24 protein-coding genes are annotated in these 26,432 nt (G+C 52.5%); 4 read left to right on the top strand and 20 right to left on the bottom strand.

What is annotated here, in order from left to right:
• Positions 1-145 precede the first annotated feature (145 nt).
• The 10 genes from MCJ35_RS30610 to MCJ35_RS30565 form a co-directional block, all read right to left on the bottom strand.
• A complete protein-coding gene (locus tag MCJ35_RS30610) occupies positions 146-1,630 on the bottom strand; it encodes an L-fucose/L-arabinose isomerase family protein (RefSeq protein ID WP_025483740.1) in 1,485 nt (494 codons plus the stop codon).
• 111 nt (positions 1,631-1,741) lie between these two features.
• A complete protein-coding gene (locus MCJ35_RS30605) occupies positions 1,742-2,362 on the bottom strand; it encodes a DUF4867 family protein (protein WP_008721070.1) in 621 nt (206 codons plus the stop codon).
• Positions 2,363-2,429: 67 nt separating this feature from the next.
• The gene (gene xylB / locus MCJ35_RS30600; protein ID WP_025483743.1) at positions 2,430-3,959 is read right to left on the bottom strand and encodes a xylulokinase; all 1,530 of its coding nucleotides are present in this window, start codon (positions 3,957-3,959) and stop codon (positions 2,430-2,432) included.
• Between the two features lie 171 nt (positions 3,960-4,130).
• Entirely contained in the window at positions 4,131-4,961 is an 831-nt protein-coding gene (locus tag MCJ35_RS30595) for an AraC family transcriptional regulator (RefSeq protein ID WP_025483744.1), read from the bottom strand.
• A gap of 210 nt (positions 4,962-5,171) precedes the next feature.
• Entirely contained in the window at positions 5,172-6,269 is a 1,098-nt protein-coding gene (locus MCJ35_RS30590; protein ID WP_025483745.1) for an iron-containing alcohol dehydrogenase family protein, read from the bottom strand.
• Positions 6,270-6,459: 190 nt separating this feature from the next.
• On the bottom strand, positions 6,460-7,140 hold the full coding sequence (locus MCJ35_RS30585) for a FadR/GntR family transcriptional regulator (protein WP_034576709.1): 681 nt from the start codon (positions 7,138-7,140) through the stop codon (positions 6,460-6,462).
• 7 nt (positions 7,141-7,147) lie between these two features.
• The gene (locus MCJ35_RS30580; RefSeq protein ID WP_008721063.1) at positions 7,148-7,582 is read right to left on the bottom strand and encodes a PPC domain-containing DNA-binding protein; all 435 of its coding nucleotides are present in this window, start codon (positions 7,580-7,582) and stop codon (positions 7,148-7,150) included.
• Entirely contained in the window at positions 7,582-8,454 is an 873-nt protein-coding gene (locus MCJ35_RS30575) for a patatin-like phospholipase family protein (protein ID WP_025483748.1), read from the bottom strand. The genes MCJ35_RS30580 and MCJ35_RS30575 overlap by 1 nt, the downstream gene beginning before the upstream one ends.
• A gap of 31 nt (positions 8,455-8,485) precedes the next feature.
• The gene (locus MCJ35_RS30570) at positions 8,486-11,764 is read right to left on the bottom strand and encodes a PAS domain-containing protein (RefSeq protein WP_240299822.1); all 3,279 of its coding nucleotides are present in this window, start codon (positions 11,762-11,764) and stop codon (positions 8,486-8,488) included.
• A gap of 121 nt (positions 11,765-11,885) precedes the next feature.
• Positions 11,886-12,521: an endonuclease III domain-containing protein gene (locus MCJ35_RS30565; RefSeq protein WP_008721060.1), complete on the bottom strand. Its 636-nt coding sequence runs from the start codon at positions 12,519-12,521 to the stop codon at positions 11,886-11,888.
• A gap of 199 nt (positions 12,522-12,720) precedes the next feature.
• On the opposite strand from MCJ35_RS30565, the gene MCJ35_RS30560 reads away from it, so the two are divergent.
• Entirely contained in the window at positions 12,721-13,737 is a 1,017-nt protein-coding gene (locus tag MCJ35_RS30560) for a choloylglycine hydrolase family protein (RefSeq protein WP_025483749.1), read from the top strand.
• Here the strand turns inward: MCJ35_RS30560 and MCJ35_RS30555 are convergent.
• Positions 13,724-14,170, bottom strand: coding sequence for a MarR family winged helix-turn-helix transcriptional regulator (locus tag MCJ35_RS30555; RefSeq protein WP_008721058.1), 447 nt, complete (start codon positions 14,168-14,170; stop codon positions 13,724-13,726). The two genes, MCJ35_RS30560 and MCJ35_RS30555, sit on opposite strands and share 14 nt — an antisense overlap.
• Positions 14,171-14,337: 167 nt before the next feature.
• On the opposite strand from MCJ35_RS30555, the gene MCJ35_RS30550 reads away from it, so the two are divergent.
• Positions 14,338-16,080 carry an FUSC family protein gene (locus MCJ35_RS30550; protein ID WP_025483751.1) on the top strand — a complete coding sequence of 581 codons (1,743 nt, stop codon included), beginning with the start codon at positions 14,338-14,340 and terminating at the stop codon, positions 16,078-16,080.
• Positions 16,081-16,195: 115 nt separating this feature from the next.
• Here the strand turns inward: MCJ35_RS30550 and MCJ35_RS30545 are convergent, their stop codons facing one another.
• Positions 16,196-18,247, bottom strand: a complete 2,052-nt coding sequence (locus tag MCJ35_RS30545) for a methyl-accepting chemotaxis protein (RefSeq protein WP_025483752.1) — start codon at positions 18,245-18,247, stop codon at positions 16,196-16,198.
• A gap of 491 nt (positions 18,248-18,738) precedes the next feature.
• Positions 18,739-19,158: an Hsp20/alpha crystallin family protein gene (locus MCJ35_RS30540; protein WP_008721053.1), complete on the bottom strand. Its 420-nt coding sequence runs from the start codon at positions 19,156-19,158 to the stop codon at positions 18,739-18,741.
• A 299-nt stretch (positions 19,159-19,457) separates the two neighbouring features.
• On the opposite strand from MCJ35_RS30540, the gene MCJ35_RS30535 reads away from it, so the two are divergent.
• Positions 19,458-19,691: an HPr family phosphocarrier protein gene (locus MCJ35_RS30535; protein WP_025483754.1), complete on the top strand. Its 234-nt coding sequence runs from the start codon at positions 19,458-19,460 to the stop codon at positions 19,689-19,691.
• 89 nt (positions 19,692-19,780) lie between these two features.
• On the opposite strand, the gene MCJ35_RS30530 is transcribed toward MCJ35_RS30535, so the two are convergent.
• The 4 genes from MCJ35_RS30530 to MCJ35_RS30515 all read right to left on the bottom strand — a co-directional run bounded on the left by MCJ35_RS30530 (position 19,781) and on the right by MCJ35_RS30515 (position 23,964).
• Positions 19,781-20,266, bottom strand: coding sequence for a DUF4624 family lipoprotein (locus MCJ35_RS30530; RefSeq protein WP_025483755.1), 486 nt, complete (start codon positions 20,264-20,266; stop codon positions 19,781-19,783).
• 48 nt (positions 20,267-20,314) lie between these two features.
• Entirely contained in the window at positions 20,315-21,403 is a 1,089-nt protein-coding gene (locus tag MCJ35_RS30525) for an anaerobic sulfatase maturase (protein ID WP_008721049.1), read from the bottom strand.
• Between the two features lie 153 nt (positions 21,404-21,556).
• Entirely contained in the window at positions 21,557-22,378 is an 822-nt protein-coding gene (locus tag MCJ35_RS30520; protein ID WP_025483757.1) for a pyridoxamine kinase, read from the bottom strand.
• 215 nt (positions 22,379-22,593) lie between these two features.
• On the bottom strand, positions 22,594-23,964 hold the full coding sequence (locus tag MCJ35_RS30515; RefSeq protein ID WP_008721046.1) for an MATE family efflux transporter: 1,371 nt from the start codon (positions 23,962-23,964) through the stop codon (positions 22,594-22,596).
• Positions 23,965-24,069: 105 nt separating this feature from the next.
• On the opposite strand from MCJ35_RS30515, the gene MCJ35_RS30510 reads away from it, so the two are divergent.
• Positions 24,070-24,867 (top strand): MerR family transcriptional regulator, encoded by a 798-nt coding sequence (locus MCJ35_RS30510; RefSeq protein WP_025483759.1) that lies wholly within the window; start codon positions 24,070-24,072, stop codon positions 24,865-24,867.
• A gap of 18 nt (positions 24,868-24,885) precedes the next feature.
• On the opposite strand, the gene MCJ35_RS30505 is transcribed toward MCJ35_RS30510, so the two are convergent.
• From MCJ35_RS30505 to MCJ35_RS30495, 3 genes are all read right to left on the bottom strand, one after another.
• Entirely contained in the window at positions 24,886-25,494 is a 609-nt protein-coding gene (locus MCJ35_RS30505; protein WP_025483760.1) for a hypothetical protein, read from the bottom strand.
• A gap of 63 nt (positions 25,495-25,557) precedes the next feature.
• A complete protein-coding gene (locus tag MCJ35_RS30500) occupies positions 25,558-25,893 on the bottom strand; it encodes a hypothetical protein (protein WP_008721043.1) in 336 nt (111 codons plus the stop codon).
• A gap of 18 nt (positions 25,894-25,911) precedes the next feature.
• The gene (locus tag MCJ35_RS30495; protein ID WP_240299750.1) at positions 25,912-26,400 is read right to left on the bottom strand and encodes a hypothetical protein; all 489 of its coding nucleotides are present in this window, start codon (positions 26,398-26,400) and stop codon (positions 25,912-25,914) included.
• Positions 26,401-26,432 lie beyond the last annotated feature (32 nt).

The raw sequence follows: 26,432 nt of genomic DNA, 5'->3' as shown, positions 1-26,432 counted from the left end.
TTCCTCATAAATAAGCCATCCTCCACAAACAGGCAAGGCGGGAAAGCCCACACAGGGCTTTCCCGCCTGCTTTACCGGCAGTCTGTCCAGGGGTGCATGGCGGATATCCACCTTCGCAGTCCACCTGTTCCTGCCAGACCTTCATTTACGCAAACGGATTCTCCGTCTTATAAAGCATGCCGGCAGGCTGGTTAAATCCAATTTCCTCCACATCCACACCGATGAATTTGAATATCTCGTAAATTGCCTTTCCGTAATGTCCGAACGCAACCGCGCCGTGGTGCGGGAAGTTCTTTTCAATCAGCACATGGCGGTAGAACCTGCCCATCTGCGGGATTGCAAAGATACCGATGGCGCCAAAGGAGCGGGTGGCAACGGGCAGAACCTCTCCCTGGGCAATGTAGGCGCGCAGCGTGTTATCCGCCGTGCTTTGGAGACGGTAGAAGGTGATGTCGCCAGGTGTGATGTCGCCTTCCAGCGTGCCCTGGGTCACTTCCTCAGGAAGGGCCCTGGCCATGATCAGCTGGTATTTCATCTCACAGAAGGACAGCTTCTTGGAACTGGTGTTGCCGCAGTGGAAGCCCATGAAGGTTTCCTTCTGGGTATAACCGTACCGGCCCTTGATATCCTCTTCATAAAGGTCGGCCGGAACTGAGTTGTTGATATCCAGCAGGGTGACCGCATCCTGGCTCACACATGTGCCGATGAATTCGCTGAGCGCGCCGTAGATATCCACCTCACAGGACACGGGAATCCCCCGTCCGGTCAGACGGCTGTTGACGTAACAGGGCACAAAGCCGAACTGGGTCTGGAATGCGGGCCAGCATTTGCCTGCAATGGCAACGTACTTGCGGTATCCCCTGTGCCCGTCTATCCAGTCAAGGAGGGTCAGCTCATACTGTGCCAGCTTCTCCAGGATTTCCGGCTTCCTGTTGCCTGTGCCCAGCTCTGCTTCCATATCTTTTACCACATCCGGGATACGGGGATCCCCTGCATGGCGGTTAAATGCCTCGAACAGATCCAGCTCTGAGTTCTCCTCAATCTCAACCCCCAGATTATAAAGCTGCTTAATCGGCGCATTGCATGCAAGGAAGTTAAGGGGCCTGGGTCCAAAGCTGATGATCTTAAGGCTGCTAAGCCCAACCACTGCCCTTGCAATGGGTACGAACTCCTCAATCATGTCCGCGCATTCCTCTGCCGTGCCCACCGGATACTCGGGGATATACGCCTTAATGTTGCGCAGCTTCAGGTTATAGCTGGCATTGAGCATGCCGCAGTATGCATCGCCCCTGCCCTGGACCAGGTTGTTCCCGGACTCCTCGGCCGCTGCAATGAACATGGACGGTCCGTCAAAATGCTTTGCCAGCAATGTCTCAGAAATCTCAGGGCCAAAGTTGCCAAGGTAAACCACCAGGGCGTTGCAGCCCGCTTTCTTCACATCCTCCAGGGCCTGTACCATGTGGATCTCGCTTTCCACGATGCAGATTGGACATTCATAAATATTGGATGCGTCATACTTCTTCTTATATGCCTCTGTCAGGGCTTTCCTTCTGTTCACGGAAAGGCTTTCAGGGAAACAGTCACGGCTTACCGCCACAATACCAATCTTTACTTCCGGCATGTTGATCATAGTCATATATCCTCCGTCTTATTATTTGATTTATGGCCAATGTTCCACGGTCATATGAACCGCGGTTTTCATCTGCGGTTTTTATTTGCAGTATCTATCTGAAATGTTTATCTACAGGGAAATGTTCTCCCCCTTAAGGCCAATCCATGCGCCCCCGTCCAGTCCGCCCTCTTCATGGCCGATCAGCCATTTATTCCTTGCCGTGATCAGCTTTTCCTCGCCGCACTTCACCTGCGGCTTGTGGTCAAGGTCTGTGTTGGTCCCTCTTGGAAGCACCACCACGCAGCGGAACCCGCTGTCCTCTGTCTGGCACGGCGCATAGTGGAGGGTGGTGGCGTACACTTCCACCAGGGTGCCTGCCGGGACCAGGAAGGCCTTTACCTTAGATGTATCGTAGGTAAAATCCTCTTCTATATCCTGCTGCCTGCCTAACAGCAGCACCAGGTCCGTCACAGCCAGGTTCACCTCTGAATCCCTGTGGTACTCCAGGGCATTCAGCTTTTTATTATGGCCGTTGCAGTATCCCAGCTGGATTTCCATCTGTCCATAGATTCCGTCAGACAGCTCCGCACCGATGGGCAGCGCCTCAAGCTCCGGTACGGAAGCCACATAGACAACGTCCTCAGGAAGGGGCGTGGACTCCATGGCCTTCATAAGACCGTCCACATCATATCCGGTAATCACACGCCCATACGGCCTGAACTCCGGGCTGCATACATTGATTAACTCCATCTCTTTTCCTCCTCATCACGGGCATGGTGACCCCTTGTGGCGGCCCCGCGCCCACGGCTGTTTTATTTTACCCTTTCATCCCTGCCAGAGCCTTAAAGTCGTCCTTCAGGCTGCGGTAAAGGTTCTGGTATATCCTGTGATACCCTGCATAAACCTCAGCTTCTTCCTTTACAGGCTCCGTGCTGCTCTTCTCACGGATGATCCGGCTGCAGGCAGTCTCCACATCCGGATAGATGCCGCAGCCCACGCCGGCCAGTATGGCGGCCCCAAGGGCAGGTCCCTCATCCATCTCAACGGTCTTGACCGTGCAGTTGTACAGGTCTGCCAGCATCTGCCTCCAGACAGGGCTTTTGCCGCCGCCTCCGCAGGCCATCATCTGTGTGACCTCCACGCCCATCTCCTTCAGTATCTCATTGCAGTCGCACAGGGAGTAGGACACGCCTTCCATGACCGCCCTCAGCAGGTGCTTCCTGGTATGGATGGCGGAAAGCCCGAAGAATACGCCGCGGCAGTCCGGATCCAGATGGGGGGTCCGCTCCCCCATCAGGTAGGGCAGATAGACCAGCCGGCTGCTCCCGGGTCCGATTTCCGCCACATCCTTATTAATCAGGTCATAGACATCGCATCCCACGGCCTGGGCCTGGGCCACATAATCCTGGCAGAACTGGTCCTTGAACCACTTGAGTGAAAGACCTGCGCCCTGGGTCACGCCCATGATATGCCATGCGCCCGGCACCGCGCAGCAGCATGTGTGCACCCGGCCCTTGGGGTCGATGGACACCTTGCTGGTGTGTGCAAATACAACGCCGGAGGTCCCGATGGTGGTAAATGCAGTGCCGTCCTTCACAATCCCGGTTCCCACTGCCGCAGCCGCATTATCGCCTGCGCCGCCAACCACCTTCACATCCACGGTCAGCCCTGTCTGCCCTGCCACCTGCTCAAGCAGGGTCCCTGTCACCTGGCAGGACTCATACACTTTACCCAGCATGGATTCATCAATATCAAGGGCCTTCAATACCTCTTTGGACCAGCACCTGCCCGGCACGTCCAGAAGCTGCATGCCGCTGGCATCGGATACCTCGGTGGCAAACTCCCCGGTCAGCACATAGCGTATATAATCCTTTGGCAGAAGGATATGGCGGCATCTGCTGTAATTCTCCGGCTCATGCTTCCTGACCCAGAGTATCTTGGCCGCCGTCCATCCGGTAAGAGGCGGATTGGCCGTAATCTCAATCCACCGCTCCCTCGGCATGATTTCAAGCATATCCTCCACTTCCCGTCCGGTCCTCTGGTCGCACCAGATGATGGAGGGGCGGATTACCTCACCCTTCCCATCCAGCATAACAAGTCCGTGCATCTGCCCGGAAATACCGATTCCCTTGATATCCCCTGCGGGAATGCCGGACCGGTCCGTCACCTCCTTAAGGGTTGCAAGCACCGCATCCCTCCAGTCCTCCGGCCTCTGCTCCGCCCATCCGTTCTCCGGCTGGTACAGCGGGTATTCCCTGGAAGCGGACGCAGCCACGGCGCCGTCCTCATCGAACAGGACGGTCTTGGTTGCGGACGTCCCCACATCAACTCCAATCAGATATTTCATCTTGCCCTTCCCCTTTCTCCGGCAGCTTATGATTCCAGTACCTGGAACCTGCTGTAAACGCATCTACCTACGATTATACCAGAACAGGATTGTCTTTCCAGATTCAAACTTGACTTCATGACAGCACTTTTTTGCCCTTTTCACCCTTCCTTCCCTGAATAGGCAGACATTTTAACCATCCCCGTCCATCACCTTCCTGTATTCGCTGGGCAGGCACCCGTACCGCTTCACAAATGCCTTGGAAAAAGCCCGTCCATTGGGAAATCCGTTGTTCAGCGCAACTTCGCTTAAGCTGTGGCTGGTATTCATCATTTCCCTGAGTCCGTACTCCGTCCTCAGGTCCAGGAGATAGGTCTTGTAGCTGACGCTGGCATACCGTTTGAACATCCTTGAAAGATAGGTGGGGGAAAAGCCGAAGGTAGCCGCCACGCTCTCCAATGTAATATCCTTATCATAATTATTCTTCAGATACGCGGTTATATTGGACAGCTTGTCCAGATGGCGCTTCTGACGGATACTGCCCTGGTCGTCCTCCTTTTTCATGAACCGTGTGACAAGCAGGTAAAGCAGTTCTAAAAACAGGCTCTTAACCTTCAGCTCATACCCAAACTCCTTTTGTTCATAGGTACGGTACATCCGTACGATCAGCTGCACCAGGTTCAGGTTATCCTCCTCTTCCTGCTTGGTAAACAGCGCATAATCCCCTTCCTCCAGATACCCGGCAAAACAGGAAACCGGTATCTGCACCACAATGGTGGTATTAGGGTCCGGGACCTCGATGGAATGGATTTCATTGGAATTGACTATCACAAAATCAGCCGCCTTCAGCGGAAGCCTTTTATTGTTGATGAAAAATTCCATCTGCCCGTCCAGCACAAGGAAAACCTCGACCGAACGGTGCCAGTGCTTCGCCACCCTGTAATTGCCGTCCCTGCCCTCAAACAGGAACATCCTGAATGGCAGATCCTCATTGGGAATAACCAGTTCATGCTTATAATCCATGTCCATCCCCCCTCCTGCACATATAAACACGTGAGCAGCTCCTGATACCGCTTATGACGCTGTTCCTCATACAACTATTTCTTGCTCTTTTCATTCTATCAGAAATGCCGGGGAATTGGAATAAGAATCCAACGTATTCCGGGCCGGGAACCTTTAAAAAGGTTTCCCGGCCCGGAATGCTGCTCCCCGCTTTTTTCAATTATCCGCCAATCACATCCGCGCCCCCATCATCCCCATGGCCCCGTGCAGGCGCCTGAGGCTCTCCTGGTCCTGTCCCACATAAGGAGAATCAATGAGATATCCTTCCAGGATCCCAAGGTTTTCCTCATTGCATGCCACGCCCAGGGCGTCCAGGGTAAGGGGCATGTCCAAACGCTCCATGAACCGCTTAAGCTGCTCCATCTCCCCCTCCAGCTGGTTGTAGTAGAGCTGGGCAAACAGCGCCACGGCCACGATTTCACCGTGCAGGGCTGCTTCGGCTTCCTTTGTGAAGAAGGTGCGCACCCCGTCATACATCATGTGACCAAGGGCGGACTGGCTGAAGCTCTTGGTTATATTGGCTATGACGCCTGTTACCGCTATGTTGATGAAGGTTATGTCCTCCACTGCCTTGGTAACCTTGTGGCACCGGATGTCCTCGACGGCCTGGGGACCGTATTGCTCCAGTACATCATAGGTATACTCCGACATCCTGAATGCGGTGAACAGGTCAAAACGGTTGTCCTCCAGTGTCATTACCGGCTTGCCATTCTGGATTTCAATCCGCTTGGCCATGGCATCCAGGATGCCCGCGGCCGCATAGCGGACGGGACAGCCAGCTATCACGTCCATGTCCACCAGGACGGCATCCACCTCATGCTCAAACCTCCAGCAGGTCTTCTTGGCCCCCTCTGGTGTGTACATGACGCTCATGGCCGTAAATGCAGCGCATGTGGCTATGGAGGTGGGGATATTCACCGTTCCAAGCCCTGCTGTCTCGGCCAGGGCCTTGGAGAAATCCATGATTCTTCCTCCGCCCACCCCAACCACCTCGTCGCAGCCGGCTGCCAGGCATTTCCCCGCGTATTCCTCTGCCGCCTCAAAGCTGCAGGGACCGCTGTAAATCTCCACCACATAATCCAGGCCCGCTGCCTCAAATCCCAAAAGCAGCTGCTCCTTAACCGCATCAAAGGCCCTGGGTCCCGCTATCACAAACGCCTTTTTCCCAAACCGGCGTATCTCCTGTCCGCACTCCTTCAGGATATTCCTGTCCTGGCGGTAACGGCCTGCCCCGAATTTTATGGCGCTGTCCAACACAATCTTCTCCATGATATATGCATCCCTTCCTTTTTCTGAAATTGATTCTGGATGCATCATACCATCCCGGATTCCGGGCTTCAACAGGACCTCTGTTTTTCTAATCACTTCTGGCCATTGTCATATATTTTTATACAAATTTGTCTATTTCTATCCGGCTATTTCCATTTGTCCATTCCTATCCGCTGCTTCCCGCGCACCGTCACCAGTCCTCCATCAGCCGGCTGCGTATGACCATCAGATGATACTCCATGGCGTCATATGCATCCGCGCCCCGCCTTTGCGCAATGGCCCTGGCAATGCGCCTGTGCTCCTTTACCGTCTCCTCCATATGGCGGTTGGTGGAAATGCTGTCGTGAAGCACCAGCATCTGATGGATATAGGGAATCAGGTTGTGGATGGCCGCATTCTGGCTGCAGTTGGCCACCGCCTGGTGGAATTCCATGTCCTTCCTCACGTAATTCTCACCAGCCGCCACCATGGCCTCCAGTTCATCGCACAGCCGGAACAGCAGTTCCGTGTCCTGCCGCTTTGCGTTCTGGGCTGCCAGGGAAGCGGACTTGGGTTCTATGAGCAGACGCAGTTCCAGTAGGTCCCTGGCCAGCTTGGTTTTATCATAAATAAGGGAAAATCCCAAAGGATCCTCATTCATCCCCATACTGCCGGATACGAATGTGCCCGCCCCGCGCTCAATGTCCAGGATACCCCTCTGTTCAAGGATTTTTTCCGCCTGACGGATGGTGGAACGGCTGACCTCGAAACGCTCCGCCATCCTGATTTCATTGGGAAGCTTCTGTCCTACCCCGTAATTTTCATGGTGGAGCATGGACATGATGGCATCCGCGGTCCGTTCAGGCAGGGATTTCTGGTTTACCTTTTCCATGTCCTGTTTACCGGGATTCCGGGAACTCAAACAGGTTCAGGCCAATCCTATCGTTCATCTTCCGTCCGGTTTCCCCTGGCAGGATGTCCACGAAAATCTCAGCGGTCGCGCTGATGACGGCCCGGACCATGTGGCCGCCGTGGCATTCGCCCTTGACCGGGTTTCCTATCACCGTGTGGAGGTGCAGGTATGGTTCCCCATCCTTCCTTGTCACGCTGCCTGTCAGGGTTGCGATTTCATATGCCCCCCTGAAGCATTTTCCCTGAAATGATTTTGTATCCGTATCAAACAGGCCAAGTTCCACCTCAGAGGCAGCTCCCAGCCCTGAGACCTCTGCCAGCCTGATATCCTCCTTCTCACAAAGCTCCGTCAGGCACTGCACCACCTCTTCCTCCGGGTCCAGCCTGAGTACCAGCTTATGTCCAAACTTCCTGTATTCCATCACAAATCTCCTTTCCGCTTCCCTGAAGCCCCCATGAACTCCTTTATATCTGAAAGCGCCTTCAGGGCGTCTTCCCTTCCCAGCCTGTACATCTGTTCAATCCGCTCCGGCCTGCGCTCGGTACGGCTGATCTCGATGCGCTGGCTTGGACGTATGACCAGTATCTCCCCTTCCCGCTCCAGACGGCTGATCTCGTCCAGTTCCCGGTTATATACCAGGTGGCGGCAGGCCGCCGTCTCCACGAATTCAGGGTACTCCCTGAACACCCTGCGTATCATGGGCATCATGGGATTCGGTTTCTTACGGTATCCCGCGGGACGGGTCAGTATCACAAGATTCTTTTTAAATCCCATCTTCCGGAACGCCATGACCGGGATGGAATCAGCCACGCCCCCGTCCAACAGCTTCCTCCCATCCAGTTCCACGATCCGGGAGGCCAGAGGCATGGAGGCGGAAGCCCGCACCCAGTCAATCAGGTTTCCCCTCAGGCTGGGACAGTGATGGTACACGGGCCTGCCTGTCTCCACATCCGTGCATGTGACATAGTATTCCGTCCTGGCTGCCTCAAATGTCTCATTATCAAATGGGTCTAACTTTTCCGGCAGTTCGTGGTAACAGAAATCTATCCCAAACATATCCCCTGTCCTGATTAAGGACCGCATGCTCATGTATCTTGGGTCGCGGCTGTACTTCAGGTTATACCGGATGGAGCGTCCCTTCTGTCCTGAGACAAAGCTGCATCCGTGAATTGCCCCGGCAGACACGCCGATAAGGCCGTCTGCCTCTATGTCATCCTCCAGAAGCACGTCCAGGACGCCGGCTCCATATATACCGCGCATCCCGCCGCCTTCTACAACGATTCCTGTTCTCATTCCTTCACCTCTTACTTCATCCTATCATTAATTAATCCATCCACCGGTGCATTGTCTCCAGCAGGTGGTCCAGGTCCAGGGGCTTGGTGACGTGTTCATTCATCCCGGCCTGTTTCGCCTTATATGCATCATCTGCAAAGGCGTTGGCTGTCAAGGCGATAATGGGAATCCCGGCCCCATCCGGACGCCTTCCATCCACGCCCATCCGGCGGATGGCCATGGACGCGCCGTATCCGTCAAGGACCGGCATCTGGATATCCATAAGTATAAGCCCGTAGGTTCCCGGGGGATTCTTTTCAAATAACTCCACTGCCTCCCGGCCATTTACAGCGCATGTTATCTCCAGTCCGCACAGGGACAGAAGCTCCTTTACGATTTCCCGGTTCAGTTCATTATCCTCTGCCAGTAGGATCCTGGTACCCGGCCGGAATGTCCTTGGGACTTCAGATATGGCTTCCGGTTCCTGCCTGCGGGTTTTATCCTGGTCCACCAGTTTCAGATATATGGTGACCACAAACCTGGTTCCTTTATTCAGATGGCTCTCCACCCCGATGGTCCCGTTCATCATCTGCACCAGGTTGCGGGTAATGGGAAGCCCCAGCCCCGTTCCCTGAATCTGGCTGACCCGCTCGTCCTCCGCCCGCTCAAACGGAGTGAACATCTTTTCCTGAAATTCCGGGGACATGCCGATTCCGTCATCCTCCACAATGAACTCAAAACAGCCCACGCCGCTCTGGCTGGACAGCTTTTCTTCCAGGGATACCTGGATGGTTCCATTTTCCGGGGTATATTTAACCGCATTGGACAGGAGATTGAGAAGGATTTCCTTGACCCGGACCATATCCCCGTACACTGCGTCATGCCCCAGCCCTTGCATATGCACGGACAGATGCTGACCTTTCCGCCCTATGTCCGTCTGGATGATCTGCGCCACCTCATCCATCATACAGGACAGGCTGAACGGGTTTTCCGCAAGACAGATGCTGCCGGATTCTATCTTTGACATATCCAGCACCGCATTGATCAGCTCCAGGAGATGGTCCCCTGAAGTATGTATCTTTGAAAGGCAGTCCTTTACCTTATCCCCTTTATCCAGATTGTGTTCCGCAACAGCGGCCATTCCCAGAATGGCATTCATGGGGGTACGGATATCATGGCTCATCCTGGACAGGAATTCGGATTTGGCCTGGTTGGCCCGGTTAACAGCGGCATATGCCTCCTCAAGGGCCTGTTTTGCCTTTTTCTCCTCTTCCCTGTGTTCCAGTTCCTTCTGCTTCTCGGAACTGATGTTGCGGATTGCAATGATGATGGTCTTGGGCCTGTTTTGCTCCATGGCCACCAGATGGATTTCCAGACGGTACCATGATGCCCCGTCCTCCGGTCCGGCCAGACGGAACTCTGCCTCCATATGCTCATTTTCCTGGTTGATTTCCCGGAGCAGCCAGTCCCTGGCGCACATGGACTTCACCCGCTCCCGGTCAGCCTCGTCCGTCTGTTCCAGGATATACTGGTTCAGGCTTTCCGAAAACCGTCCTGCCCTGGACAATGTCCTCTTCCTGCCTGCATCCGGAAGCCGGACAGCATAATAACTGTCCTGTATGAGATTCACATAGAACATGCTGACATACACACCGTTGATTGCCTGCAGGGCTGACTGGTTCATATACAGGTGTTCGCTGTTTTCAAACAAAAGGGACTTCATCTCATGGATATTATAAAGGGCGCCCACCACACGGCCCGGCTTCCCATCCTCCATGATCAGGCGGCTGTTCACCCTGTACCATACATAATCCCCCGGACGCCCCGCCGGCGTGGAACAGCGCACTTCGAATGTCTCCGCCCGTCCCTTACAGATATTATCAATCACAATGGGGATATCGTCCGGGTGGATGATTTTCTGTTCCAGAAGGATGTTGGAATAATCGTGAAGTTCATGCCTGCAGACTCCCATGCCCGGCCGCGGTTCATAGCTGATGAACACATCCTCATCCATCAGGTATTCAAACATCACGGCCGCGCTGGCTTCCATGGACACCCGGTACATCTCCTGTTCCCGTTCCAGCTGTATCTGCAGCGCCTTGCGCTGTGTGATATCCACTATGGTCCGCTGGATGATATGGTCCCCCTGCGGGGTGGCGGAGACCACCATGTTGGTCCCTTCCAGCCAGTGGACGGATCCGTCCTTCCACCTGGCCCGGTATTCCCTGTCCTGCCGGTCGCCCGGCTGCCTCAGTTCCATATAGCAGCTGCGCAGCATCTCCTGGTCCTGGGGCAGCACATTTCCCAGCACCCCATCGTGCCAGTCCGCCAGCCCCTCCTCCATGGTGCCGTAACCCAGTAACCGGATGGCCGTGCGGTTGGTTGAAATCAGCCTGTAACCGCCGTCCCGGCCCCGTACAAAGCGGATGATGCCGCAGGGCACGGTGTCATAAATGCTGGCCAGCAGTTCTGTCTGTTCCCTCAGACGCTGGGCATTCGCCTCTGACTGGGTAATATCCAGATATAGGCTGTTCACCATCCATCTGCCCTCTGCATCCCGGGCCTTCTTGCCGCTGTCGATAATCCATTTAAGGCTCCCGTCCTTACAGCGCACCCTGTAGCGGGTGGAGTAGGTAAGGCCGCCGTCCTTAAATGCTGCTTCGCAGTCAGCCAGTGCGCCGGGCAGGTCAGGCGGATACACATTGCCCACCGCAGTCCCCCCTGTGACTTCCATGAATTCATCCACCGTATATCCAAACAGGGCCGCTGCTTCCCTGCTGACAAAGGCATAGGAATAGGTATCATCATCATTGCTGATTTTCAGCCCGCCTGCAATGGAGGACATGATTACCTCCATCTGCCGGTTCTTCTGGCGCATCTCCTCCTCCAGGATCCTCATGCGCTCCTCTACATAGTCAAATGACTGGCGGCCTATCTTTTCAGGAAACTTTTCCCCCTCCATCATCTCCTGATATGGATTGGAACAGTGGATATGCGCGCAGGACAGCCTGTCCCCCTGGTCCTGAAATACAAAGGACACCCGCTGATGTACCTTCAGGTACATCCGGGTGCTGGGATCCGTGGCAATCCACATCCGTCCTGTAACGATATAGATTCCATCTGAAGGCTGTATGGCGTCATATTCCTCATTCCATATATTACACCGCGGAATGCTGCCTTTCATCTGCGCAAATGCCTCCACGCACGCTTCCCGGCCCGCAATATACTCTTCCTCCCCTGCCCCCATCCACAGAACATCCGGGGCAAACAGGGAAGCAATCCCATTCACGTCATTTTCACAGTAATGCATATGCATCATCCGGCTGGCCATCTCCTTTGCCTCTTCCAGACGCCTGTGGTTTGTTCTTCCATCCCAATTCTTCACTATTAAAAACCGCCTTCTCTGTTATGTGGACATCCTCTTATGCCTTACTTATCTTTATGTCCGCCTCTCAGATCCCATTCCGGGCGCAAATGTCACTCAGACAGCATGCATCACAATGAGGCCTTGTCCTGGCCGTGCACACATCCCGTCCATGATAGACCAGCCTGTGGCAGAAATCGCTTCCCTCCTTGGCCGGAACCAGCTTCCACAAAGCCATCTCCACCTTCTTTGGTTCCTTGATCCCATCCACCAGTCCCATGCGGTTCACCAAGCGGATGCAGTGGGTGTCCGTGACAATGGCCGGCTTGCCGAACACATCCCCCATGATCAGGTTGGCGCTTTTGCGTCCCACACCCGGCAGCTTGAGAAGGGCGTCAAAATCATCGGGGACCCTGCCCCCGTATTCTTCCTGAAGGATCTTCATGCAGGCGCTTATATCCCTGGCCTTGCTGTGCCCCAGGCCGCAGGGTTTCACAATCCGTTCAATGTCCTCAACCTTGGCCTCTGCCAGGGCCCCTACGTCCGGATATCTTTCATACAGTTCCTTGACCACCACGTTAACCCTGGCATCCGTGCACTGGGCAGCCAGGCGGACACTGACCAGCAGCTTCCATGCCTGGTTGTAATCCAGGGTACAGCCTGCGTCCGGATATTCTTTTTTCAGGCGTTTTATGATTTCCAACGCCAGTTCTTCTTTTGTCATGTCACACTTCCTCCCATATTGGTATTCCACGGCTGTCCATGGTCATTCCCCGGGACAGGCGCTTCCTTAAAAGCCACATGTCTATTCTATCGCATTTACATTTCCGTAGCAAGCCACTTAAACGGAATGTTTCATCCGCTGCGGAATATACATGACATAACGGAACTGAATCCGATCATCCGAGTAAGGAGGGGTGCAAATGTGTACCGCAATCACCATACGGACCGCACAGGGCAATACCTGTTTTGGCCGTACCATGGATTTTTCCTATCCCCTTGACCCAGAACTTTATATATCCCCAAGGGGCTATGAATGGAACAACCTGGCAGCCACCCACAGGATCCGCAGCCGCTACAGTTTCATAGGCACAGGCCAGGATCTTCCCCCTGTGATTTTCGCAGACGGAGTCAATGAGATGGGCTTTGGGGCGGCTGTCCTTTATTTTCCCGGTTATGCACAATACGATACCGTGGACTCCGGGGACGGCCTTAATGACCCAAGGCCTCCCATTGCGGCCATTGAACTTGTCAGCTTCCTGCTGGGACTCTGTGCATCCGTAAGCCAGGCAGCCACCCTGCTTGACACCATACGTATTGTGGGACAGAAGGACAGCGTTACCAATACGGTGGCGCCCCTGCACTGGATCCTTGCGGACCAGGACGGGGCCTGCATGGCTGTAGAGCGGACCGGGGACGGACTGCGGCTCATGGATGATCCAATGGGCGTACTGGCCAACAGTCCCGATTTCCAATGGCATATGACCAATCTCCGCAACTATATGGACCTGTCGCCTTACCAGCCTCAGGACGCTGACTGGGGGTCCGTGAGGCTGGCGCCATTCGGGCAGGGCGCGGGCACGCTGGGCCTGCCCGGGGATTTTACCCCTCCCTCCAGATTTGTAAGGGCAGCCTATCTGAAAAGCCATTCCCCCATCCCGTCCAGCCAGGAAGAAGCGCTAAACACAGGATTCCATATACTGGAAAATGTCAGCATCCCCAAAGGCGCTGTCATGACGGACCGGGAAACCGCGGATTACACACAGTACACTGCAATGATTGACCTGTCCGCAAGGAAGTACTCCTTCCGCACCTATGACAACAGCCGGACGTTTTCCGCGTACCTGGAACCGGGCCGGGATTACGGCAGGAAGATGGTATCCCTTGGCAGGCTTAACAGCCCGGATGTCACCGACAGCTGGGACTTCATGTCAACTTAGGCAGTATCTCCTCCAGGGCCTCCACCGCATCATTCAGCCTCTGAAGTTCATCCCTGGTCAGCTTTTCCTCCAGCATCTGGATGAATGCCGTATTCTTAAGGTAATATTCATCCAGATAGGAAACTGCCTGCGGCGTCAGCCGAATCCATGTGACCCTGCGGTCATCCTTCCCCTGCACCCGCTCCACAAACCTGCTCTGGCTCAGCCTGTCAACCAGTTTTGTCATCTGCTGCTTGGGTACCTTCATCTGGTGGGCCAGGTCTGACATGGTGGCGGTGCCGCATGCCCGCAGCGTCTCCAGGCAGTAGTATGTCTCCAGGCTCATCTCATTGTCCAGCGTGTCCCTAAAAGGTTTAACCAGTTTGGAATGCCAGTCCGGCATCACCAGCAGCAGGTTTTGGACAAACATCTCCGATGCTTTTGCATTCTTCATCTTTTTCTCCCATTGACAAAATCCTGTTAAAATGTTATCCTTGTTAATTAGTAAACAAAACATGACTATCATATTTCTATGACTTTTTCTCTTTGATTATATATGAAATGTAATCAAAGTCAATCACTATCCAACCATCAGCCAGAACAAAGGAGATGCATACATTCATGAACATCCGGTTTAAAATCCCTGCGCCGGTACGGGACAAATTCCGCTTCGGCACACTCAGCTTTATTTTTATCGTTGCATACATCAATGTCTTCCAGCACATTTTCGGCCCGGAGAATTCCATTGTGGGCGTCATCTTCACAATCATGATGTCCGCGTCCATGGCCCGTGACCTGACCGCCGCCCCCATCCGCCATCTGATTGTCCAGTCCCTGGTACTGGTCTTAATGGCCCTGGCCGCCTACTGGGTAAATGCCCTTCCCATGCCCTTGTCGTTTATCATTAATTTTACCACACTGTTGGGAATCCTGTACGCATTTACCTATGAGTATTCCAGCCATCTGTATTTTCCTTATATTTTATCCTATCTGTTCCTGATATATATTTCCCCTGTCAGCGCAGCCCAGCTTCCCAGAAGGCTTGTGGCCATGCTGGCCGGGGCCGTGTCCATCATGCTGTACCAGTGGTTCATGGGAAGGAAGCGGGTGGTGGAGACAGCCAAGGATGTCTTAAGCGGGATGGTTGATATGATCAGCCGTTACATTGACAGACGGCTGGAGGGCAACGGGGAAGCGCCGGACTTCCCGTACATGCGCAGCCGCCTGTATCAGTTAAGCCGGACCGTATATGAGCGCAGGAAACGGATCCTCTGCATCTCCGACGCCAGTTTCTACATGGTTGATGCGGGCCGCGGCCTGGAACACCTGCTGGTCCTTATAAATGAACTGCCCGCCCCCTTATCCCCCAATGACCGCGGCCTGCTTATGAACGTGCGCTCCTGGCTCGCTGCCTTTTATTCCTTCCTCCAACAGGAAACCGGTACCATTCCCCTTCCGGATCCCTCCGGCCCGCCGGACACTGAAAACAGCAAAACCGCTGTCCTGTTCCATAACAGCCTGAATTATATCCGCGACAGGCTGCTGCACATGACAGATCCCCAGAACAGGTCCCGCTACCGCGAAACCTCCCTGTCCTTCCGGTTCCGCCTCATGGCTGCCCTGGACGTAAGCCCGGTGCGGGCTGTCTATGCGCTGCGCACAGCCCTTGTGCTGTCGGCAGCCGCCTGCCTGGTACGGGCACTGGGGATGCCCCACGGCAGATGGCTCCTGTTCACCCTGGCCTCCGTATCCCTGCCCTATGCAGATGATGTGCCGGTCAAGACAAAGAAACGTATCCTGGCAACCATAACCGGAGGCCTGGCCTCTGTTGTAATCTACTCCCTGATTCCTTCGGCTGCCGGGCGCACCGCTGCCATGATGCTCTCCGGTTACCTTTCATTCTATTTTACCGATTATGCTGAAACATTTGCATGTTCCACCATCGGCGCACTGGGGGGCGCTGTATTCATGAACGCATTCGGCTTTTGGCAGGTGGGGAATCTATTCGTCATCCGGCTGGGCTATATCCTGGCAGGGGCAGTCCTTGGACTGATTGCCAACTGTTACATAATCCCCTACAGCCGTTCCATGGCTACCAGGCACCTCCTGACCAAATACCAGACCCTTACGGAGCTTCTGACCCGTATATGCAGTTCTGAACATGTGGATACCCAGCTGTACTACAGCCTGGTCATCCAGGCCCATCTGCAGGAAGAAAAGCTGGCCAGCAACGCGCATCTGGAGGATTGGGCGGAGGTTCCGGACATCCTGGCACGTTGCCGGGAAAAGGTACATAACGCCCACCGGATGCGGATTGAGGAGCGGACGGATGCCCCGGTATTCGAGGCAGGGCACCTGGTTTAACACACGGTACGGATAAAAGGATCCTGCGGCGCCCATGTACCATTTGGGCGCCGCAGGATTCCTTTATTTCTTTATTCCTTTATTCCTCAAGCCAGGATCCTTCCTCAGGACAGAATCATTTCTTAAACCTGAATTTCCCTATGAGATCTTTTAACAGTATGGCCTGGGCGGACAGTTCCTCACTGGCAGCCGCGCTTTCCTCAGCCGTGGCCGAATTAACCTGCACCACACTGGAAATCTGTTCAATTCCCCTGGAAACCTGTTTCACAGACACGGCCTGTTCATTGGATGCGGCAGATATGATATCCACGGCCGCAACCACATCCTTCACGCCTTCCACCACATTCTTCAGGGACTTTGCAGTCTCGTCCGCGATCCGCACACCCTCGTCCACCTTTTCCAGTGAATTCTTCACAAGGGCCGCTGTTCCCTTGGATGCCTCCGCACTTTTAACGGCCAGGTTCCTTACCTCGCCTGCCACCACGGTAAAGCCTTTGCCTGCTTCCCCTACCCTGGCAGCCTCAACCGCCGCGTTAAGGGCCAGTATATTGGTCTGGAACGCAATATCCTCAATGGTCTTTAATATCTTTGCTATATCCCGGGAGCTGACGCGGATATCCTGCATGGCTGCAAGCATTTCCTGCATCCTCCTGTTGCTTTCCACTGCCTCCCTTCCCACTTCGCCGGCCCTTTTTGTGGCCTGGGCCGCATTGTCTGCATTGACCGTGATTTTCCCGGAAATATCCTCTATGCTGGCAGCCAGTTCCTCCAGGGCGCCTGCCTGTTCCGAAGCCCCCTGTGACAGGGCCTGGGCTCCTGCCGCCACCTGCTCGGAGCCAAAGGACACCTGCTCCGCGGAGATGTTGATCTGCCCAAGGATATAATTAAGGGACCCTATGATCTGTTCCAATGCTTCCCGGATAAACCGGAAATCCCCGATATAACTGTCCGCTGTCCCTACTTCCAGATTGCCCCTGGATATCTCTCCCAATATATGGGACACATCATTTATCATCTCTTTCAGCAAATGGGTGGACGAGCGTACGCTGTCCGCCAGACGCCCAATCTCATCACTGCCCTGTACCTGTATGTCCCCATCCAGGTTCCCCTGGGCAAACGCCTCCATATTGCCGCTGATCATGGCCATGGGCTTCATCACACGCCGTATCAGTACTATGATGACTGCGCACAGCAAAAACAGGATGAACACGGACATGGATATCATGATTCCTATCATGCTGTCCCGGGTGGAATCCACCTCGGACACGGGTATGGTGGCAACGGCCAGCCAGCCCGTGCTTGTACAGTTTTTGAATTTGGAAGTATATCCTACCCCGCCATAGCTGAAATCCACCACACCATTATAATTGGAACGGACCTTTTCCTTGTAATCATCTGAAATATCCAGATCTGATACATTCTTTCCCATGGCTGTGGGGTCATCGCTGTATATGTAATCCGACTGGTTGGACAAAAGCTCCAGATATCCCTCTTCCCCAACCCTGATGCCTGCAAGCAGTTCAGACAGGCTGTCCACATCAACATCCACCCCTGCAAATCCGATGATACCTGCCCCGTCAGCAGAAAACACAGGCGTGACCACGGAAACCACCGTCTTACCGGTAGCCGGGTCCAGATACGGGTCCGATATGACCGTGGCTTTGCTGGAGAGCACGGAATGGTACCACTTTGTATTGTTCAAATCAGCCTTCACCGTCCCGCCCGTGGACAGCAGGTATCTGTCTGTCTTTGCATCGGCAATCCACACCTGGATTACCATGGATTCCGACATCCTGTCCAACGCCCCTTTAAGTTCCCTCAGGATGATTTCCCTGTCCTCATATACATCTATATCCTCAGGCCGGGACACTGAATCAAAATAAGCCTGTATATCATGGTCAATTTCAAATACACTGATTGCCGCGGCCTTGCTGTTAAAAAATTCATCCACAATGGACACCGCATAATCGGTCTGTATATCCAGCATTTTTCCGCTAAGCCTTGAAATCGAGCCGGAGGCCACGATACAGGAGGTTACGATTAAAATCACCAGGGATGGAATTAAGACAGCCAGCACACTCAGGATAATCTTAAATGAGACGGATGATTTCCACCTGTCTGCACCTGTTCTCCCAGGCTTTGCCGGCCGGATTTTAGAATCTGACATCATATTGCCCCCGCTATCCTTTTATTGGTAAAGTAGTTATGTAATCCATTATAACGATCCTTCCAATAAAAGGCAATGAAAAGGGGAGTTTCTGGCTTATTTTCCCAATATATTTTATAAAACAGACGGATTCTGCAACACAAAGGCTGCTGCACCTGCAAACAATGATACACCAATCATTCCCAACACTGCCAGGGGCCAGTATTCTTTTATCAGCTTCATATGGGATTCCTCCTTTGCATTCATTTGATACAATTCAAAAGTGTCTGAATCCATTATACAAAATCCATGTAAAATTACCGGGTCATATTCTGTAAAATAACTGTAAGATCAAGGTGTTGTATTCATTCGTACAGGAAAAAAGATGGTGTACCAACCGGCTGCGGCCCGTACACCATCTTTTCTTATCTTCCTGCTTTTATCTTCCTGCCCTTAATTTCCTGCTCTTACCTTCTGTCCCTGAAACTTACCCCGCCGGGATTCCGCAGCCCTTATCCTTCAATGGGGATATACTTCTTATCCTCCACCGCCGGTCTGTTCTCTGCTTTCGGGACCAGCATCTTCAGGGTGCCGTCCTCAAACTTAGCCTTGATGTCCTCCTCGGTCACCGCATCGCCCACATAGAAGCTTCTGCTGCAGGAACCGGAATAGCGCTCCCTGCGGATGTATCTGCCGTCAGACCCCTTCTCGTCCTTGCTGGTATTGGCTGTGGCCCGGATGGTAAGATAACCGTCCTTTAACTCCGCCTTCACATCTTCCTTTTTTACACCAGGCATGTTCATGGTAATCTCATAGCCTGCATCCGTATCCTTGATATCTGTATTCATCATATCAAAGGTGCTGCTTCTGCCAAATGGGTAATCAAAAAAGTCATCCAATAAGTTTTCTCCAAAAATACTAGGCATCAACATAAGTCATCTCTCCTTTTCTATGAAATAAAGTTATTGTTTTATTTGTTCTATATGTAATATAACACGCATTTCATATACTGTCAAGAGCCATTGAAAACTTTATATTTTTTTAATAATCCAATGGTTACCGTTGCGCCAACATCCCCCCTCTCCCATAAAAAGACCGGATTAGACCGGATTTTCCGTATTCTTCGTTAAATTTTGCATGAAATCATAAAATCTTACCATGGAAAAACCCGGCCATACCTCCTATACTTATAACAACATGAATTGAATGTTCTACAAAGGAGTGTATACTTATGACAAGCATGTTAGTCAGGTTCGAACAGCCAAATCAGGTAGTTGATTTTGTCAATACCATCAGCCGCTTTGATTACGACGCTGATATCAAATATGGCCGCCAGATTGTGGACGCCAAGTCCATACTGGGTGTTCTTTATCTCGCAATTTCACGTACCGTGGAACTGGTCCTTCATATTGACGAGGATGGATGCGGGGATTTGAGGAAGAAAATCGCGAAGTTCATTGTGTAGGAATGTTGTTTTATCTTAGGTTTCATACAGAAAAGCATATGGACAAAAGCCGCGGCATCCTGATATGCCACGGCTTTTGTTCAAACAATTCAATTGGAGGCCTGTTTTGAGGGTCTTTCTTTCTCCCGGACCAAGCCGCTTTCAAAGGTAACATTTACAACCGCATGATTGATTTTTGTCCCGGTAAACCGTACATCGTACTCTTTATCCTTTTTCAGGTCCGTAAGCAGGATTGCATGCGTATCACTGTCGACACTTCCATCCCAGGCGTTGCTCCATAACACCTGGTCCGCATCCCTGTCCTTTATTTCCACAATCCCATGTTCCCCATCCATTTGAAATGAAACCTCTGCGTTTAAAGCTTCCAAATCCTCGGACACACAGAACAGGCGTCCATTCTCAAACGGGTCAGAATCACTGTAATTTGCATCCATTTCCATTTCAAGGGAAAGCGTTTCATTACCAGCGGTATCCGCTGCATTCATCTGACTGCCATTGGCTTTCAGGCACGCGGTCAGGCCGGCAGCACTGATAATTCCGGCTAACAATACGGCTATATATTTTGTCTTGGACATTTCCCCTCCTCACTTGTCGGCTGCGGTTCAGTTGATTCCTTCCATATCTCACATCTTCATCATCCGCTCCAGGGCATGATCAAAGAACATTTTGTAGGACTGGCAGAAGTAATTGCGGCCTTGTCCGGTTTCCTCCCGCACCCTGCGGCAGCCGCCCCTGCAAAGGTTGAAGTACCGGCAGTTCCTGCATTCCGCGTCCTGGTTCCGGGACAGGGCAATGAACTCCTCCGCCCGTTCTTTTGCGGCAAAATCACCGAACTCCTCTTCCCGGATATTGCCCAGCTTCCATTGGTCCAGCACATAGAAATCGCAGGGGTAAACGCTTCCGTCAGCCTCCACCACATGCTGGATGCTGCATTGTCCCCGCATGTCGCACGCCTCGGGCGGATATCCCCTCAGTATGCCCAGATAGTTGTCAAAATTGCGGATGGATATCAGGCGTCCATGGCAGTAGTCGTCATGCCACAGATCGAACAGTTCACAGAGGAAACGCCCGTATTCCTCCGGGAGAAGGGAATATTCCTCCTTTCCCTTTTCCTTGCCAATGGGATCCAGGCAGGGAATGAACTGCAGATAACGGAAGTCCTTCCTGCGGTAGAACTGGTATACTTTGCGCACACTCATGGCCGTGGCCTTATTGACCACGGTCAGGATATTATATTCAGCCTTATACCGATTGCAAAGCTCAATGGTATCCATGACCTGGGCAAATGAATCCTTCCCGTCATAATTCTTGCGGTAGCGGTTATGCGTATGTATGGTTCCGTCCAGGGAAATGCCTATAAGGAAATGGTTCTCTGCCAGGAACCGCACCCATTCCTCTGACAGAAGGTATCCATTGGTCTGTATGAAGTAGCTGATTTCCAGGTTCTTGTGATTGTGCTTCTTCACCAGTTCCACGAATTTCCGGTAAAAATCCAGGCCTATCATGGTAGGCTCCCCTCCCTGGAACCCAAAGGAACACTGGCCGGAAGCATATGTAAGCGCTTTTTGGATCAATATCCCGCTTATCTCATCCGACATGAAGCCGTAAGACGGAACCTCCCTCTTACTCATCAGATCGTGGTAAAAGCAATAGGTGCAGTTCAGGCTGCACATGCCGGAAGACGGCTTTATTAAAAGATTTAACGGCGGCATCTCATTCTTCTCCTCTTTTGGTATATTCTGCGCACTGCTGACTGTATTTATTATACACTAAAAATCCTGTCCCGGATAGCCGGATCCTTAACCATATGGATATGGCTGCGGCAGCTGTCATGTCAGGCTTCACTTGGATTGGCACAGCACATACTAAATGTCAATCAGCTCCAGACAGACCTCCACTGGAATCCCCTTGAACTTATCCGCATTATCCCTGTTGCGCAGGATCATCTCCTTTACGATATCCATGGCCTTTTGGGTGCTTTCCCGCAGCCCTTCCCCTGCCAGCACCTTCCCCATAAGGACGGATGAGAAAATATCCCCAGTTCCCGGGAAACGGACCGGAATCAGTGTAAAGGGAAGGAAAAAGCGCTGTCCTGTTTTATGGTCATACCCTATCACGGTGTCATTTCCATCCACACATGCGCTGGTGACAATCACGGATTTAGCGCCAATCTGCCTCAGCCTGTCAATCAGATTCCCGGCCTCTTCCTTTGTGATGCCGTCCTTTTTGTACGGCATCCCGGCCAGGTACACGGCTTCCGTGTAGTTGGGCACGATATAGTCCGCAACTTCGGTGAGCCTGCGCATATGTCCTACGGTCTGCTGCGTAACCCCATTATAGAGTTTTCCCTCATCCCCCATGATGGGATCCACGAAAATCAGTGTCCCGTTCCCCGCCTGCTCCCTGCAATACTCCGCGATTACCCCTGCCTGAAGCTCAGACACAATAAAACCAGTCGAAACCGCGTCAAAACAGAACCCCAGTTCCTTCCATACGCCAATGGTATTCCTGATGTAACCGGTTGTCTCTAAAATATCAAATTTACCATAATCCAATGTGTTGGATACCAGCGCCGTGGGCAGGTTATATAGGTTATATCCCATATGGGACAGGACCGGAATCATGGCAGAAAGCGCCACCTTTCCATAGCCCGCCAAATCATTAATCAGTAAGACCTGCTTGTCCATTTTTCCACCTTCCAATCTTTTATTCTGTTTTATATCCATGGAACCCATGGTGCTTCCAGGGCCATTCGGATGCCCTGCGGTATCTATTATAAATGTTTTATATGCTGTCTGCAATGAATTTCAGGGCACATGGTACAGGACGCAAGGCGCAGGGCACATACCACAAAACGCCTCCCCTGCACAAGAGGAAGCGTCCTGGATTTATACGATGGAAATCATGATTCGTCCATGACCGGTGTCACAGCGCCATGGGGCACATCTGCCGTTGCCGTTTCACGCCTGATATGGCGGCACACCAATATAAGCGTGATACCCAGGCACACGGTCTCCGAAACCGTTGGCGCCCACCAGATTCCCTTGCCGCCGGCCAGGGCGATACATCCGGCCAGGGCCGCAGCCATGATTACCATCCCCCTTCCCAGGGAAATGACCAGCGACTCCTTTGGCCGCTCAATGGCTGTAAAATATCCCGCGCCCACAATATTGAAACCCAGTACCAGGAATGATATGCTGAATATCCGGAACACGGCGGCAGAATACACCCTCAGGCTTTCCAGGTTTTCAGAAATAAACAGGGAAACCATCCCATCCGCCCCTGCCATGGAGCCAAGGAATGCCGCTCCCGCCATACCCACCGCTGTTGTAACCGCATACCTGAGCAGCCTGCTGCACGCCGCCCGCTGTCCTTTCCCATAATAAAAGCTGATTAACGGCTGGATTCCCTGGGCAATCCCCACCATGGACATGACCACTATGGTATTCACATAAGCAATGATTGTATAGCTGACAATCCCCTGCTCCCCGATATAACGTAAGATGGCGTGGTTAAACAGGAACACCGTGAAACCAGCCGATAATTCCGTAAGTCCTGAGGAAAGCCCGATTTTCACCACCCTGCAGAACTGCCCGAAGCTCCAGTCAGGTCTTGCAAACCTGATGGTTGCCTTTTCCCCAAGGAAATGCTTCAGGTACAGGAATACGGTCAGCATCTGCGAAATCCCGGTTGCAACACCGGCTCCCCCTATCCCCCAGCAAAATACCATGACAAACAGATAATCCAGGACACAGTTTGTCAGCGCGCCCGTTGTCACCGCAATGGCTGCAAAGCGCGGATACCCATCGGTCTTTACCAGGGTCTCAAACGTATAGGAACTGATAAAAAACCAGGTAAAGGGCAGGATGGAAAGGATATAATGCCGCACATATCCCACCGTGGACTCCGTTGCCCCTAAAAACATCACCAGCGGATCCAGACACAGCCACACCGCAGCCATAATAACAGATGCAATGACACCCGACACTGCCAGGTTCTGCGTATTAGCCTGATTGGCCTCCCTGTGCTTCCCCTGTCCCAGGAAAATAGCCACAATGGTGGATGTTCCCACTGCAAAAAGGATGGACACGGAAAACAGGAAATTCACAAAGGGGGATGCAATATTAACAGCTGACAAAGCCACCTCCGACACGCCCCTGGCCACAAACATCCCGTCCACCATGGTATACAGTGCAAATATCCACTGCGCCAGAACAGACGGCCAGACAAACCTCCAAAATGCTTTCTTCAGCGACACTCCTTCGAAATTCATGATCCTTCTCCTTCATATTCACACAACTAATCTTGCAAATAAAGTATAAACCTTGGTATAATACCAAGGTAAACAGCAATTTTTGCCATATTTAGGAGAGCTATCATGTCAACATTTTATAAAATCGGGGAGATTGCAGCATTATACGGCATCAGCACGGACATCCTGCGCTATTACGAGGAGCTTGGCATCCTGGTTCCCCGCCGGGCGCCCAATGGCTACCGTGTCTACCGCACAGAGGACCTGTGGTGCCTCAATGTCATCCGCGACCTGCGCCAGCTTGGGTTTTCCATGGATCAGATACGCTCCTATATTGAAAACAGAAGCATCGGTTCCACCCTGGAACTGTTCCGGAAGGAAATGCATGTGATAGACCAGCAGATTGCAAGGCTGAACTCCCTGCGGGAGAACATCATAACCAGACGTGAAACCATTACCCAGGCCGGAGAACTTGTCCTTGGCCAAATCAGTTTAAAAGAAATGCCGCCCCGTCCCTGCCACCGGATCATGCAGAGCTATGAGACGGACGAGGAAATGGACATCCTGATTAAACAATTGGTTTCCTTTGGGCCGGACCGGCAGTATATCATCGGCAACAACCAGATGGGTTCCTTCGTCAACCTGTCAGACGCCCTGGACGGGCGCTGCCAGCAGTATGACGCTGTCTTCATCCTTCACCCGGATGGGGAACACCGCATCGAGGCCGGCTCCTATCTGTCCGTATGCTACTGCGGCAGTTTCAGACAGACCCGCACCTATGTGCCCCAGCTCCTCCAATACGCCAGGGACAATGGCATGGCAATCCGCGGTCCTCTGCTGGAGCTTTTATGGATTGATATCCATACCACCAAGCATGTGGAGGAACAGGTGACGGAGCTGCAGCTGAAGGTGGAGGTCCACTAGACAGGGCGGGTCCATCCATTACTGGACCCGCAGATCCACAAACACTGTTTTGATCCCATCCCCTGTTTTCTCAAATGAAACAGACAGTACAAAATCATTCATCACACCATCTGTTTTAAGGAAATAATCCAGGCCCACACCGCTTCCATCCCTATATGGATACAGTTCCGCCAGCGGCGTGATATTTCCTGCCGTAAATGGATTGTCAATCTTTACTGCAGGTCGGTCCGCATCAAGGCCCTGTAAGGCAAGCCTGATCCCATCCGGCCCAGTTCCCCTTACATCATCAAATAATGACAGGAATCCCTGGTAGTCTTCCTTTGATAACCGTTCAGCGGCATGATTGGCAAAATCAATTAATTCTGATCCGTCTTCCAGATGTTTGATTTTAGCCTTTGTCAGCGCTGTAATGGCTGGATCCGCTGCGGGCGGGGATGCCTTGACCGCATCGGTCCCCAGCAGACCTATTCTTTCCTTCTCCGTCTTTATGACATCCAACTGCCTGTCAAGATAGGCAAACACGTATTTTTTATACAGAATGGACGCAGCCTCCTCCGCCAGGGTTTCACCTGTGTAGTCATCTACATTTTCCAGCACATGTTTCAGGAATTCATCCAGATATGTCATATTCACCCTCCCCCGTTAACTATCAGTCCCAGGTTTGCAGGTCCCGGGTTTAGAGGTCCCAGGCTAACAGTTCCCAGCCTGAAGCGTTCCTCCGATTTCAAACATTTCCTTGGGGTATCCTTTTATGAGAATGCCATAATGGGAACCATATGTGCCGGACGGGTTGACTTTAGCTGTCTTTTTCATCCCTTCCCTGCCATACTCAATCCCGCTGATTACAACACAAAACTGTCTGGTGCCGCGGGCATCCATATACCAGACCGTATCGTTTACACCTGCGCTTCCCTGAACCACCTGTCCGGTCACCACACAATCCCCGCTTTTCATGGCAAATGTATCTTCAATACGGTATATGAACAGCGGTTCCTGGCTTTTCTTTTTCTGAAACATACGAAACATACATGGTTCCTCCTCACTTTATCGTCCTGCTGCGGTTGGTCCTATATCCTTCTTCATTGAATATCCCATTTCCTCCAGTACATCCACACCATCCAGAACAATTTCCCCCGTCCCTTCAAAGCTTATCCCCATCTTCCTGCACTGACGGATGGCCTTTGCTATCATAGACGGCTGATTCATATTAACCAGAACTTCCTCTCCTGATAACAATACCGGATATCCGCTGTTAAGCATGAAATGGTCCCCCAGTTCAAATACCATCCGTACCCATGCTTTTGGCTGGGATGGCATTCCAACCAGCAGATAGGGATTTTTCGTATATTTAAAATCCTCATACCGGAACAGCCATATGTATTCAATGCCATCTACCACAATCCTTCTGAAATGCCGCATACTGCCATTGCTTCCTGCCGGTACCGTCATGGTGCTTCCTCCTCTGATGTCCAATGCAGACATACCCGTTCCCGTTTCCCGCAACCTGCTGATATCCAGGCAGTCCAACGGCATGGAACCGGGTTCTCCTGTCCTTAGAAAGTAAC

This window comes from Enterocloster sp. OA13, from assembly GCF_022440595.1.
Classification (GTDB): Bacteria; Bacillota; Clostridia; order Lachnospirales; family Lachnospiraceae; genus Enterocloster; species Enterocloster hominis.
The sequence above is the reverse complement of the archived record's forward strand: the minus strand, read 5'-3'. Positions and strand labels throughout refer to the sequence as shown.